The 14,235-nt window shown below is 39.7% G+C and carries 10 protein-coding genes; 2 read left to right on the forward strand and 8 right to left on the reverse strand.

Features of this window, described 5'->3' with window-relative positions; all coding sequences use genetic code 11:
• Positions 1-38 precede the first annotated feature (38 nt).
• The 5 genes from MHI34_RS03535 to MHI34_RS03555 form a co-directional block, all read right to left on the reverse strand.
• The gene (locus MHI34_RS03535) at positions 39-1,205 is read right to left on the reverse strand and encodes a DUF418 domain-containing protein (RefSeq protein WP_342504109.1); all 1,167 of its coding nucleotides are present in this window, start codon (positions 1,203-1,205) and stop codon (positions 39-41) included.
• Positions 1,206-1,284: 79 nt separating this feature from the next.
• Positions 1,285-5,004, reverse strand: a complete 3,720-nt coding sequence (addA, locus tag MHI34_RS03540) for a helicase-exonuclease AddAB subunit AddA (protein ID WP_342504110.1) — start codon at positions 5,002-5,004, stop codon at positions 1,285-1,287.
• 1 nt (position 5,005) lies between these two features.
• On the reverse strand, positions 5,006-8,515 hold the full coding sequence (gene addB, locus MHI34_RS03545) for a helicase-exonuclease AddAB subunit AddB (RefSeq protein WP_342504111.1): 3,510 nt from the start codon (positions 8,513-8,515) through the stop codon (positions 5,006-5,008).
• Between the two features lie 246 nt (positions 8,516-8,761).
• Positions 8,762-9,400 carry a TVP38/TMEM64 family protein gene (locus tag MHI34_RS03550; RefSeq protein WP_170829911.1) on the reverse strand — a complete coding sequence of 213 codons (639 nt, stop codon included), beginning with the start codon at positions 9,398-9,400 and terminating at the stop codon, positions 8,762-8,764.
• A gap of 11 nt (positions 9,401-9,411) precedes the next feature.
• A complete protein-coding gene (locus tag MHI34_RS03555; RefSeq protein WP_036120940.1) occupies positions 9,412-9,963 on the reverse strand; it encodes an XRE family transcriptional regulator in 552 nt (183 codons plus the stop codon).
• A gap of 123 nt (positions 9,964-10,086) precedes the next feature.
• Between MHI34_RS03555 and MHI34_RS03560 the strand changes: the two genes are divergently transcribed.
• Together MHI34_RS03560 and MHI34_RS03565 are read left to right on the forward strand one after the other, a co-directional pair.
• Entirely contained in the window at positions 10,087-10,821 is a 735-nt protein-coding gene (locus MHI34_RS03560) for an AzlC family ABC transporter permease (protein WP_051891627.1), read from the forward strand.
• Positions 10,818-11,144 (forward strand): AzlD domain-containing protein, encoded by a 327-nt coding sequence (locus MHI34_RS03565; RefSeq protein ID WP_036120943.1) that lies wholly within the window; start codon positions 10,818-10,820, stop codon positions 11,142-11,144. The genes MHI34_RS03560 and MHI34_RS03565 overlap by 4 nt, the downstream gene beginning before the upstream one ends.
• Before the next feature lie 33 nt (positions 11,145-11,177).
• On the opposite strand, the gene MHI34_RS03570 is transcribed toward MHI34_RS03565, so the two are convergent.
• The 3 genes from MHI34_RS03570 to MHI34_RS03580 form a co-directional block, all read right to left on the reverse strand.
• Positions 11,178-11,399, reverse strand: coding sequence for a DUF2198 family protein (locus MHI34_RS03570; protein ID WP_036120955.1), 222 nt, complete (start codon positions 11,397-11,399; stop codon positions 11,178-11,180).
• Positions 11,399-12,580, reverse strand: a complete 1,182-nt coding sequence (locus MHI34_RS03575; RefSeq protein ID WP_036120958.1) for a PDZ domain-containing protein — start codon at positions 12,578-12,580, stop codon at positions 11,399-11,401. The genes MHI34_RS03570 and MHI34_RS03575 overlap by 1 nt, the downstream gene beginning before the upstream one ends.
• 122 nt (positions 12,581-12,702) lie before the next feature.
• Positions 12,703-14,145 (reverse strand): S41 family peptidase, encoded by a 1,443-nt coding sequence (locus MHI34_RS03580; RefSeq protein ID WP_089934825.1) that lies wholly within the window; start codon positions 14,143-14,145, stop codon positions 12,703-12,705.
• Between the last annotated feature and the right edge of the window lie 90 nt (positions 14,146-14,235).

Genomic DNA, 14,235 nt, shown 5'->3' on the forward strand with positions numbered 1-14,235 from the left:
TACTATCTTCATAAATTATGCATGTGAAGAGGCATATATTAACGTGATTCCACGTTTTGCTTATACGTTAATTTACGCCATATCGCCTCTAATGGTCCTTGTTTCCACTTAGATAACCAAACTTCAGCTAGGATCATTTGCACAACAATAATGCCGATAGCAATTAATACCCCTGTTTCCACAGTGACTTTACCGTACCAGCCAAAGCCAAATTGGTAGAATAAACAAGTACCTATAATAGATTGAAGAATATACATCGTTAAGGACATACGACCAATTTTAGCAAAAGGACTAAGTAACTTCGGTACAATTGGCACTAAGCAAAGTAACACAATGACCCCGATATACCCTACTGCTAAAATTGGACCACCTATGTATACCTTTAAATAATCTAGTAAATATGTTCTTGTAAACATAATTGGTAAACTTTTAACACCGATACCAATGACCAACCCCGTGATCGCTAATGTCAGCCAGAGCCATTTCAATTCTTTAGCTCGTTCTACTAGATGCCATTTTGACGCTGCAGCACCTATTAACATATACGGTAAAATAGTGAACAGTGCTGCAAACCACATCCCTATGCCTGCCTGCGTCGATAAATCTGTTAAGCGTTGCATAAAGGCATCTACCCAATTGCCTGTACCATAAGCCGTAATAGCCTTCTCTACAGATACGATATCTAAATAATCATCTACCTTGGTATTAAAAAGAATAATTCCTACAACGAATAACATAAAAACTTGCATTAAACCGTTAATAATAAATGCACTAGCTACTAACCAAATAGGACTAAAGCGTAGGAATAGCACTAAAAAAACGCCACAGAACGCGTACATCATTAATATATCGCCCCACCAAATCAGCACAGCATGTAGAAAACCAAAAACAAACAATACAGACAGTCTGCGAAGACCTAGTGTGTAAAAATTTTGTTCACGGCTCTGTGCTTTTTGCCACTGCATGGCAAGCCCATAACCAAATAGCATTGCAAATAATGGGTAAAAGCTTCCCTGCACATATATGTCTATATTTTTTTGCCAAACGATATCAGATGGTGTTGTAAACCACGATGCCAAATCAATATGCGGCATTGGCAAATAAAAGGTATACATATTTACAAGTAAAATACCTACCAAACTAATGCCTCGTAAAATATCTAATGTTGCCATTCGTTCCTGCAACATGGTCGGTTTTGACTCCACGAAATAGCCTCCTCTTGACTAAATGCTATGGTGCAAGCAAGGCAAAAAAGGCTTGCCCTGCTTTGCCATAACAAGTTCTTTATGCCTGTACGGCCTGTTCATTATCGAATAAATATAATACTTTATCGCTCACATTGATGTGTAAAATTGATTCAATGGCCTCACTATAAACACGAAGCTGTACAGCATAACGATTTCGTATTTCCTTTGTCAGGGCAGGCTCCTGTGCAAAATGTGGCAGGATACGGTCAGTTTTATAATCTAGCAAGACCCAATAGCCATATTCATCTTCAAATAAGCAGTCAATGATCCCTTGTACAATTTGAGCATCGCCATCTTCATCAACTCTACTAATGGTAAAGGGCATTTCCCTGCGTATTTGCTTTGCCTTTTTGAACCGCTGCCCTATTTCTGTCTCAAAAAAATGAAAAATCTTCGCTAGTGGAACCATTTTTCCCTCTGCATCAGTTAACAATTGTCTCGCCACTAAATCCTCTACAAAATCCTTCACATCTTGGATTTCAACAAAGCCATACTGTGGGACATGCTGCATCACTGTATGCACAGCTGTTCCAATTTCAGCACCTGTTAGCTGTTGTTCCTGTAAAAAGGCTGGTCGAGGTGCAATGGAAGTAGCTTTTTGCTTGGCAGGTGTGGCAAAGTAAAATTCAGGTTCCGCCTGGCGCTGTAAGTTTTCTAAGCGCTTAATCTCACTAACAGACGTTTTAGAACGTTTTTTTGTAGACCTTTGGTAGGCGTACTGCGCTTGAAAGCGTGACGTAATTTCATCTAGTAATGCCTCGTCCTCTGGCATCGTGAGCCATTGTTGTACTTCTTCATCCATCGCATGTATTTCATATGAATAATGGCTTGTGTTGATCGCTTGTACCGACCAGCGTGAATGATCTTCTAACGGCTTATAAGAAGTGGTAGCAACTGTAGTAAAGTCTGCATGCCTTGCCACTGCTGGTCCTACCCAATCCAAATAGCTATTAGCTCTTGCTCGCAAATATTCCTGTAGCGGCGCATCTATCGGTAAACTTTGTGCATCCTGCCAGTTGTCACGTGTTTTCTCCCAATTCTTCACAGAGCCCACTAAAATTAGACGTTCCTTCGCACGAGTCATGGCAACATATAAAACACGCATTTCTTCTGCACGCATTTCCAGCTCTTTTTTTTCTTTTAACGCTAAAAACGGTAAAGATGTATATGTGATGCGATTTTCTGGGTCAATAGCCTTGACAGCGAGTCCAAAATCTTGGTCGAATAAATAAGGTTGATGAAAATCCATTTTGTTAAACGGGCGTCCCATTCCTGCAACAAAGACTACTGGATACTCTAATCCCTTTGAGGAGTGAATCGTCACAAGACGCACAACATCGTCCTTTTCGCCAATTGATTTTGCAGTACCTAAATCATCCCCACGCGTACGCATTCGATCAATAAAGCGGAGAAAGCGGAATAGTCCACGAAAGGCCGTTTTTTCATACATTAATGCACGGTCATGTAAGATGCGTAAATTCGCCTGACGCTGCTTACCATTTGGCATTGCACCAACCATTTCATAATAATGCGTATCTAAATAAATCCTCCAAATTAAATCGGATAATGATCCACGACGAGCTAAATCTCGCCAGTTTTCGAAGGCCAGCATAAAGCGTTGAAGCTTTTCAAATGTAGTTGATTGCACGCCATGCCCTTCGCTACGAATAAATTGACGTAAAGCATCATAGAACGGTACCTTCTGATCGGCTAAACGAATTTTTGCCAACTCATTTTCCGTTAAACCAACAAACGGTGCACGCAGTACAGAAGCTAGTGGAATATCCTGATAGGGATTATCGACTACCTTCAAGACATTTAACATAATCATCACTTCGAGCGCATCAAAATAGCCTTTAGATGACTCAGCGTAGAGTGGAATCCCTGCCAGCTTAAATTCCTCCACTAAATCTGTCGACCATGTCATGGAGCGCATTAAAATCACAATATCACTATACTTTAATGGTCGCTCAGACTTCGTTTTCGTATCATAAACAGTTGTCCCATCTTCCATCATCAGTCGTATACGATCAATGATAAAGCGCGCCTCATATTGTGATTTTTTCAATTCTTCTAGCTCTGTAGTAGCTTCATTGCCCATTTCCTCAAGCTCTTCTGTTGCTTCCTCATCCTGTGGCGGATGCATCACTACAAGCTCAACAGGTATTTCTTTTTCATCATAAGGTGCTGCTGGCTTTAATGATGCATTGTCATCATAAAGAATCTCACCAACACGCTCTCCCATAATTTGTGCAAATACATAGTTTGTAGCATTCAACACTTCTTTGCGACTACGGAAATTAGCATTTAAATCAATTCTCATTCCCGTTACATCAGGCATCTCCAAAAAATCACTATATTTTCGCATAAAGAGCTTCGGTTCAGCTAATCGGAAGCGATAAATACTTTGCTTTACGTCTCCAACCATAAACAGGTTGCCATCCCTCTCTTCCCCTGTTTTGACAAGCTGCAAAATGGTTTCCTGTAGCATATTCGTATCCTGATATTCATCCACAAGTACTTCTTTAAAACGTTTTTTCATATCTAATGCAACTGGCGAAGGCTGAAGTTCACCATCTATTTCTACTGTCAAAATTTGTAGCGCATAATGCTCTAAATCTGAAAAATCAATGATTCCCCGTTCTAGCTTAGCTAGGCGGAACTGTTCACTAAAAGTAGCGGTCAGGTCTACTAATGTGGCAATTATTGGCGCCATTAATCGTATTTCTTCAAGTAGGCGTGCAGGTGTACGAACAAAATACGTTTCTTTGATTTTATTCATTATTTTTTTAGCTGCTTCTCTTTTTTTCTTCGCAAGCTCCTGTAACTCTACATCTACTAATGCATCTTTGGATACTCGTTTTAACGTAGACCATTTGACCATCGCAAAAAATTCAAATAGCTCCTGCCATGTACCGTTTTGGCTAATTCGAATCCCTTCTTGAATCATGGCAAAATCAACTTCTGCCGTTTCAGCATAAGGAGCCGGTCCGTCTGGCTGTAATGTAATCGCCCGCATTTCTGAAATTAACACGAAGGCTTCTTCCAAACTATGGCGAACGGTCAATTTAACATATTGAGAAAGCTCTAGATCATCAATCGTTACATCCTCTGCTAACTCGTATACTTGAGGAAGACTCCATAGCCATTTTTGAGGCTCTGCATGTACACGTGACGTATCATATAGTTTACTAATCAGCGTTTCGATTGCTTGATCATCACGATCCGAAGTAAAGCTATCAACAAGGCGATAAATAGCCTGTACTTGAGCCTCATCCTCAGCATCATAGGCATCTTCTAGAACATCCGTTAATACATCATCTCTTAATAAAGCGATTTCTGCTTCATTGGCGATACGAAAGCCTGGATCTATATCAAGCAAGTATGCATATTGCTTCACAATGGCTAAACAGAACGAGTGCAACGTGGAAATTTGCGCTTTATTGACAAGGCTAAGCTGGCGTCTTAAGTGATTAGATGTTGGATTTTCTGCGATTGCTTTTTCTAATGCCTCTGACATACGATGTCGCATTTCAGCGGCTGAAGCATTCGTAAAGGTCACTACCAATAGTTCATCTACATTGATAGGATTCTCGGTAGCAATGACTTTTTCAATCATCCGATTAATCAGTACTGCTGTTTTCCCAGATCCTGCCGCGGCTGAAACAAGTGTGTCTTGACCACTAGCATAAATCGCCTTCCATTGATCATCTGTCCATGTGACATCTGCTGGCTTAATAGGAATTGTTTGTGCCATGCTACTCCATCTCCTTCCGAATTTTATCAACAATGTCATTCGGCTTCGCTTGCGCCAACTGACGATAGCTTTGTTTACCATCTGAAGGATCAAATTGACAAACTGCGGCGAATTGACAGTAATCACATGCTGTTTTGGCTTTTAATTTATAGGGGCTAATGGCTGTATCACCAGATAAAATGCCATTCCCTGCTTCCTGATGTTTACGTCGAACGAAATGTTGTAACTTTTTCATATCATTGACAGGAACAATGCGTGATTGTGATTCAGACGGTGTCCCATCCTTTTTCATATATACAGGAATAATTTTTGAGTACCCACTACTTTCTTCTAATTGCTCGTCCATCGATAAAATCGCCTCAGCATTTTCTGACAGTAGGCCCTTCATTTTATATTGCTTTAATCGATCTTCCTCTATTTCACTATCTGTTAAATCCTTATCTAGCTTTAACATTGGATTATGGACATGGACATACAGTACTCCAGCTGGTTCAGTTTGACCAGGTAGCCAATAAGAGCTATTTTCCATTGCTACATCTAAATACGTAAGGACTTGTAAGGACAATCCATAATAAACCTCATTTAAGTCCAGATCTCGAGCTGATGATTTATAGTCGACAACCCGCAAATAAGAACGATCATCGATTGTTGCACTATCCACTCTATCAATACGTCCTCGCATAAACATTTTCTTGCCGCTAGTCAAATCAATTTCAAGCGGTGGTAGCTGTTCATGCTGCCCTGGACCAAACGACGCCTCAATAGCAATAGGCTTGAAGTGGGATACATTAGCATGCTGTGTCAGTGCAGTCATTGTGCGCTCAACAATGCGAATAAGCTTACGCTGAATATAGCGATAACGAGCACTCGACAATAAAATTTGATGTGAAAAGACAGGCACAATTTGCTCTACTGCTTGTCGTGCTAATTGTTTAATTTGCTGTGTTGTTAAACGAATCCATGATAACTGCTGGCGATGTGTTTCTTCTGTAATCCACTTCAATGCCTCGTGGAATAAATCACCCATCGCAAAGGTTTCAAGTCGGTATTCAGCACGTTCTTCTAAACGTAGACCATACGTAGTGAAATGAGAAAATGGACATCTAAAGTATTTCTCGATTCGTGACACACTTGATGTTAACTTCTGACCATATAATTCCTGTGTAATATATGTTTCAAGTGGCTCAGCTTCATTTTTATGGGTAATCGGATAGAGGACACGCTCAAAAATGAGTGCCCAATACGGATCTTGTTTATAAAATTTTTGTAATGCTAGCCATTCTGGTGCTAGTTCACGGCTATGCTCAGCTTGACGTAACTGCACCATCAGATGCGCTAAAGCCGTACGAGGGTGGCGTAAATAGGGTAAAACATCTCCGTTAAGTAATTCAATGGGATCCATCACCACTCGCTCAATGACAACTTCACTTAATAGACCAGCTGTTTTATCATTGCCAATCATTTTCTTGATATAAAGAGAGGATAGCAGTGCCTTTCCCTCTTCATCTGCCGTAGGATATGTCATATACAGCTTGTCAGATGGTGTTGTAATAGCACGGTAGAATAAGTAATTTTCCTGTAATAAACGATTGGTGGAGGTTGGTGCAAGCTCGTAGCCAATTTGGCTAAACCATTCTCGCTCTGTATCTGACAATAAACCCTCATATTCCATTCGAGTTGGATAAACACCATCATTCATACCCACTACAAAAGTAACTTTGATATTAGACAATCTGGCTAAATCAACAGTAGCGACCATGACCTCATCTAAGGTCGGCGGAATGCGAGAAAATTCTAGCGTATCAAACCCTTCATCAAGAATTTTAGCTGCTTCCTCCAAAGTCATTTCTTGCTCCCCAAACATATAGACGAATTGGTCAAGAACACCAATCCATTCGTTCCAAGCTTGCTCATGTTCACTCGCTGCTAATGCGTCACCTCGCTCTATCTCACGATCTTTCATTGCTTGAAGCTTATCATAAACCTGTAATGACTCCACTAGCTCAAATAATGCAGTCGCAATATCTCTACCCGTTTTCGCACTATCAAGCTTATCTTGTAAATTCTTTAACGGTAGACGAATTTCATCTCGAATAGCCTCGATTTCCGCCTGCATAGCACGTTCCTCATCTGTTTGAACACGCGAATGGAATTCTAATCCACGATACTTTTTATAAAACCAACGTGCCTCCTCAAACCACCGTTCTCCATAGATGCCTTGTGCCAAGCAATAGTTTTCTAATCGATCTGCTCGCTCACGCCAGATGGTTAGCTCAGCATGTAATGGGAAAAATAAATCTGTTTTCACACTACGAAAAACAGGTTCGTACTTCCAAGTAGACGTCATGACCTCTAGTGCAGAACGACTTAGCTCGATTAGTGGATGATGTAACATCGTCTTTTTTGTATTTGTAAAAATAGGAATTTCATATTGTTGGAAAATACTTGTAATAAGTGGATCATATAACTCTGCTTGTCTATATAAAAGAACTATATCCTGATAACGATAACCGTCTTCTCTTGTCAGTTTTGTTATTTCCCGGGCAATCGCATGTACTTCGGCTCGACGATTAGACGCTTCAAGTACCATCACATCTCCAGAAGATTTTTTCGTTTTAGGCACCAAATCAGTAAATTTAGCCTCCACATGCTGCAAATCTTCAGAATGGAACCTTTTAGTATTGTAAAAATGTAATGGTGCATCAACATCGATGCCCTCTTCATTGGCGATGTCATGCAACCGTTGATTTGTTAAAGCCGCCTCATGGAATAGTGCCTGTTCATCAAACGCTTCATCTGAATGATCAAACGGAAGAACAATTGTTACTTGTTTAGTTACTTTTAACAACTCACGTACTAATTCTAACTCCCGTACAGTGAAGGCGGTAAATCCATCAATATAAATGGTTGCTTGCTTCATCGTATCAGCATACTTCAATTGCTCTGTTAAAATTGGATAATAGCCCTCACTGTCGACATATGTCGTGCCTAGTCGTTCCTCTAAGGCCTGTAACACTACATGTAAATCATTTGCTTTAGCCTGTAGGGTATTTGGAGCATCAATTGCCTTTAATGATTCCGTTACCTCTGCTAAGACTGAGCTATTGACGCTATAGCGGCTAAATTCTTTTAAAAGTGTTTCAATCTCCTCCGTAAAGCCACGTTTTCCTGCTGCTTGTCGAAATAAGGAAAACTCATTTTTTTGTTCCTCTAAAAGTTTACGAATGAGCATTCGATAGCCATAGCCATTCACTTCTTTGCGAGCAATCCCGCCAGTTTCCTGTAAAACCAGCCACGCTAAACGCTTAAACGTCATCACTTGTGCACGGATCAAGCCTTGTAAACCATGCTTATTCGTCAACTCATATTCTGTAGAATAAGACATCTGGTCGGGGACAATTATGAAAATCGGATGTCCCAATGGCTCCGTTTTAAGCTGTTCAATGATCTCCTGATGAATAAATGCGGATTTTCCTGTTCCTGAACGTCCTGAAACAATACGCAATGACATATTCTTTCCCCCTCCTCATTGACTTGCCCATTTTGGGTGAATCTTTTGATGATTTGATTATTTTAAACTCTTTTTGAGCATTTCCTTTGCTAGTTAGTTAACGTACCTATGTTACAGCAACTTTAATCGTCTATCTTAAATTCTATCGAAAAAAACTAGTAAATACTATCTATCAACCTTCATGTGAGAAGATAATGACACAAAAAAACAGCCTCTTTAAAAATTAAAGAGGCTACAAACAATTGGTTAGCGAGCATGATGATCCTGATTTTTCGTCAATTTTCGCGCTTGCTTCAAATCTCTTTCCACACGAGCGTTCAAGCGCTTCTCTATCAGCTTGCCGACCCACCATAAAATTACGATGGCTACAGCAGCAATGACCAATCTGACGGGGCTTGTCAATAACGATTTTAAGTCATAGCCCAACACACTCATGCCTAAAATCATCACGAACTTTCCAGCCAATAAAACGACTAAGTAAAACTTTTTATGAATATGGGACAACCCTGCTACAATATTGACAATAACAGATGGTGTAAAAGGGAAACAGAGGAGGACAAAAAGTGGGCTGATGCCATTCATATCCACCCATTTAATAAGTTTCTGAACTTTTTTACTGCCTGTTAAAAATCGTAATCTTGGATGCTTGCCAAAATGGCGAACAAGCAAGAAGACAGCATAGGAGCCCGCTACAGAACCTAACCATGATAATAAAAACCCTAACCATAAGCCAAATGCACTTGCATTCGCTACAACAAATACGACTAATGGCAGAAAAGGTAAAAACGCTTCTAAAAATGGTAGCAGTAAACCAATGATTGGGCCAAATGTTCGATATTGTGCCGCAACCTGTTCAATATTTTCTACAGTAAACCATTCACTCAACATCGACACCTCTATTTATACTGTAAAATTAAATGAAAAATTGTTAGCCCTTCCGAAGTATTGCGATATTCATGGGGCTGATGCCCTGAGAATACTAGTGTATCCCCTTCATCCAGTAATTCATGCATATCCCCAGCAGAAATAACTGCTTGTCCTTTGATGACCATTACAGTTTCCTCTACCCCTTCTGTATGAGCTTCACTCTTACTAATTGCCCCTGGCTCCATTTCAACCTTATAAAATTCCCAGCCTCGCTCAGGATTATACGGAATAATGGAGTAGACACGATAGCGTCCCTCATCTTCATCCACATGCGGCACATCCTTACTGCTATAACGCATGTAATGAGCGGTTGGTGGCTGTAATAATGAAGAGAATGATATGCGCATACCAGCTGCGATTTTCCAAATTGTTGAAACAGTTGGATTAGCCTCACCCTTTTCAATTTGTGCAAGTTGTGCTTTACTAACACCTGTCGCTTTAGCTACGTCATCTAGACTTAGATGACGCTGCTGTCTAATTTTCTTTAATTGAAATGCTAAATTTCGACTCATTTGTTCCATTTTAATCACCAATTTCTATTGTTTATTTTATCAGACATATGTATACTTTAATAAACATCAAGAACTATCAAACAATTCCATCAATAGTATACATGGAAATGATTAAGAAAGGATGGCCTATTTATGACAAGTACAACAGAGCTTCATCATGATGATTCCATAAGCCCTTCCAACGACAGCTTTCTACAGGGCGTCAAAGATTGCGTACCTACTTTACTCGGTTATATTAGTATAGGACTTGCATTCGGTGTTGTAGGTTCCGCTTCTGGATTATCTGTCCTTGAAATTGCCCTGTTAACGATACTTATTTATGCAGGATCTGCACAATTTATTTTTTGTGCACTTCTTTTAACAAGCAGCCCTGCCTCTGCTATCATTGTAACCATTTTTGTAGTTAATCTACGCCATTTATTAATGAGTTTAACATTAGCACCTCATTTTACGCGCTACTCTATGCTTAGAAATGTTGGTTTCGGTACATTATTAACGGATGAAACCTTTGGTGTCGCAGTAACAAAGCAAATGCAAACAGGCAAATTATACGGCAAATGGATGGATGGGCTTAACATCACAGCCTACATTTTTTGGATTCTCTCCTGTGTTGCAGGTGCCTTTTTAGGACAATGGGTAGCAAATCCCGAAAAATGGGGCCTAGATTTTGCTTTAATTGCCATGTTTGTTGCATTGTTAGTACTGCAATTGAGCAGTGTTGGCAAAAGCAAAATCATGCATTATATCAAGTTAATCGGCTATATGACAGTTATTATGTATGGCCTTTCTTATCTAGTGCCTTCACATGTAGCTGTGCTTCTAGCAACAGTCATTGTCGCAACAATTGGGGTGGTGACAGATAAATGACAACAACTTCTTATATGGTCTGGCTTATTATTGGCTGTGCACTTGTTACATGGCTGCCGCGTGTCATTCCATTTATTTTTGTACGTAGTGTAACACTCCCAGATGTTGCACTCAAGTGGCTCAGCTTTATACCTGTTTGTATCTTAAGTGCTCTTGTAATTGAAAACTTATTCGATACTGAAAGTGGGAAAGTAGTGACTCTTGATTGGCCCGTCTTTGTTACATTTGTGCCAACTCTTATTATTGCACTTATCACAAAAAGTTTATCGATTACTGTCATTGCAGGCGTAATCATTATGGCAGCTGTTCGATTTTTCATGTAAAAAGGTCAATCCCCTTTGAGAGGACTGACCTTTTTATTTCTTCATTTTACTAGCTAACCAAAAGCCTACGGTTAATGAAAATGCATCCATCACATAAATAATAGGCGAAGATGTATAGCCTGCATAAACAGAAGCTGCGATAAGTGCAATCGCTAATAACAGCGCAACATAGCGATTATAGGTAATTCTTGTAAACAATAAGACAAGGATCGCTGGTATAAATAGCGCTAATATCATTTTTCCAAAAACATCCATTATATTTCCCTCGGCTCAGCTAGTAATAAACCAATACGGTAATGATCATTGCTGTAAATCACATGCTGTGTTAAACGAATTTCATTGTTGCGGTCCAACACTTCTAGACGACAGTGTGCTGCATTTAATTGCAATGCCTCGTATAGCTCATTCTCTGTAAAAATAGATTTTCCATTTACTTTACGAATACATTCCCCTGCAAGCAAGCCCATTTTTTCTGCTGGCGAATCAGGAAGAACAGCTGCGATAATGGCACCCTTTGTACTTGGTGCAACGGCATAATGATCTGTTTTATCCTGCTGTGCAAAGTAGATAGAGATGATGATACGTATAATTGCCCCAACACCAAGTACGATGAAACCGATCATCGGCTCAAAATAAGCAGCTAAGCCACCTATTAAAATAAGCTCTCCAAGCAATAAGACAGATCGCCCTATTTTAGGTAATTTTATGACTGGTAATTCCTTTCTTGATAGCTTAGCAAAGCCAATGATAAGAGGGAATAAAACAAGTGCAAAGCTACTATCACCTATCGTAAACAGTGGCCAATATGGCAATACAGCCGATATAGCATCACCAGGCATAACAAAGAAAATAGGTAATACCCATACATTTTTTGTGCGATAGACAATAGCCTGCATACCCCGCTTTGTTTTCTCTATGGAAGGCGTTGATACCTTCATGGCAGCACGACGGATTAATAGCCCCTCTGCGATAACACAAAGGCCTGCCAAAATGGTAATCGTAACAATTGCGCCATCCTCTAAATTGCTCCCCTCCAAGGAAAATATCCACCAAGTAAATGTCCAATTGTAATAGGACATGGCCCATATCACAAGTGTTGCAATACCCATTGTCACAATGGGCGATAGTGCATTAATAAGGTACAGGACTAGCGCTACTATAGAAATTACTATTAAAATGATTAAAAATTCTTTTGGTACAGTAAGCCCTGCGACAATACTGATAAGAGAAATGAGCAGTGCATAAAGCCATCCATCTTTCCATTGTCCGATTAACTCTGTCCAGCCCCAAATAATACGTCTATTAAAATATTTACGCTCCTGTTTTACACGACGATATCCTAAAAAAATAGCAAATATTATGACTATATACAGTAATGGGTTGAGTAAAAAGCGGCCAATCGCTGTTACAATTTCTATTAAAATCTCACTAACCATACGAACACCCGCCATTTCTATCTTGAATACTATGAATTTATTGTATCAAACGACTACACTCTTGCGTAGTACAAACTCATCGAAAGCTTTGTATTATGTTATTTTTGTTCTGTCAGATAGGTTTATTGTTCAATAGTGTGCAGTAAAAAGCTAGTGGCCATCTGGAATTGCTGGTCATTTTGACGATCCGCTTTATAATTTTTTAATGTCTCATTTAAGCTATTGAAGAAAGTTGTATCCATATAAAATTCATCTTCTGCTAATTTTAATTTTTTCTGTTTGCGATAAAGGTTGACGGCCTCTGCAGTCGTTTCATCCATATAGCCATCTAAACGATCTATTTGATAGCCTAGTTTCTGTAAGGCAGTTTGTGAATAGGCGATCTCCTCACTCATATCACCGACTTTAAATTTACCTGTTAGTGGATGTAGTTGAAAAGCAAATAATTCATTTTGCTCAATTACTAAACTTGCTTCAATGCCTTGCCCATGAATCCATTCGCGTTTTGGTGTCAGCCATTTATTAGTTGATAATTTCAGCTCTCCACCATTTGATAGCTCCCAAGATTCCTGCACAGTCCCTTTCCCAAAACTCTTGACACCAATCAGTGAAGCACGTCCCCAGCCTTTTAAAGCACCACTCAATACTTCACTCGCTGAAGCACTACCTTGATTTTGTAAGACAACGATTGGGATTTTGTTCATCGTTGCTACATATTTTTCATCAAAGCCTTTCGTTTGCGTTTTCAATGGTTCCATAGCACCTTCCGCATTTTGCATATATGCAAATACCTTGCCATTGTCCAATACCGTGCTCAGTAGCGCTGCGACGCTATGTAAATAACCACCTGGATTATCACGTACATCAATCACAATACCTTCAACATCTTTACGAAGCAATTTACTCGTTTCAGCAACCCATTCATTGGCCGTTTTTTCCCCAAACAATGAGATAGCCACATAGCCGATGGTTGTATCTTCTACTTTTATAACCTCACTCGATACCGTTTTATTAGAGATTGCAGCACGCTCCATTGTCATCTTAATATGTTTATCCTCACTCGGACGGTAGACAACAATAGTTACCTTCGACCCTTTTTCACCTTGAATTAAATGCATTAATTCACTCATCGTTTTCCCATCTACACGCACTCCATCAACTTGTACAATTTCATCGAGTGAACGCATACCAGCTTTCTCAGCAGGTGAAGAACGAACTGGAGACACAACAATAAACTTCCCTTTATTTTCTGCTAGTTCAATCCCAATACCTACCCTTTCCTCAGCCAGCATTTGCCGATGTTGCTCGGCCTCTTCCTGGGAGTAATACGTACTATAAGGATCCTTAATGGCATCAGCCATACCGCGAAGAGCCCCCTCCACCAATGCATCCTTTTTTGTGCTGTAGACTGATTTTTCTTCAATAAGTGTCATGGCTTCACCAATTGTATCAACCTCCGTAACAAGCTCCTTTTTATCGTCACTAGAAAACCAATCAAAGTAAATACCACTACCTACCACCAAACTACTAAGCAGGACTCCGACACCGGCCGTTAATTTGCGCAATTCTTCCCTCCTCCGTCTCTTTTACTGTATGACTCTATTTTTTCAAACATACAAGATTACCTTTCAAATTTATGAAGAGAGAATATTTCA

Source organism: Lysinibacillus sp. FSL L8-0126, assembly GCF_038630385.1.
Taxonomy (GTDB): Bacteria; Bacillota; Bacilli; order Bacillales_A; family Planococcaceae; genus Lysinibacillus; species Lysinibacillus fusiformis_D.

What these genes read in the sequence shown, in the direction of transcription:
- addA (WP_342504110.1), bottom strand. Translation starts at nt 5,004, where the DNA reads ATGGCACAAACAATTCCTATTAAGCCAGCAGATGTCACATGGACAGAT.
- MHI34_RS03555 (WP_036120940.1), bottom strand. Translation starts at nt 9,963, where the DNA reads ATGGAACAAATGAGTCGAAATTTAGCATTTCAATTAAAGAAAATTAGA.
- MHI34_RS03565 (WP_036120943.1), top strand. Translation starts at nt 10,818, where the DNA reads ATGACAACAACTTCTTATATGGTCTGGCTTATTATTGGCTGTGCACTT.
- MHI34_RS03570 (WP_036120955.1), bottom strand. Translation starts at nt 11,399, where the DNA reads ATGGATGTTTTTGGAAAAATGATATTAGCGCTATTTATACCAGCGATC.
- MHI34_RS03575 (WP_036120958.1), bottom strand. Translation starts at nt 12,580, where the DNA reads ATGGTTAGTGAGATTTTAATAGAAATTGTAACAGCGATTGGCCGCTTT.
- addB (WP_342504111.1), bottom strand. Translation starts at nt 8,515, where the DNA reads ATGTCATTGCGTATTGTTTCAGGACGTTCAGGAACAGGAAAATCCGCA.
- MHI34_RS03560 (WP_051891627.1), top strand. Translation starts at nt 10,087, where the DNA reads ATGACAAGTACAACAGAGCTTCATCATGATGATTCCATAAGCCCTTCC.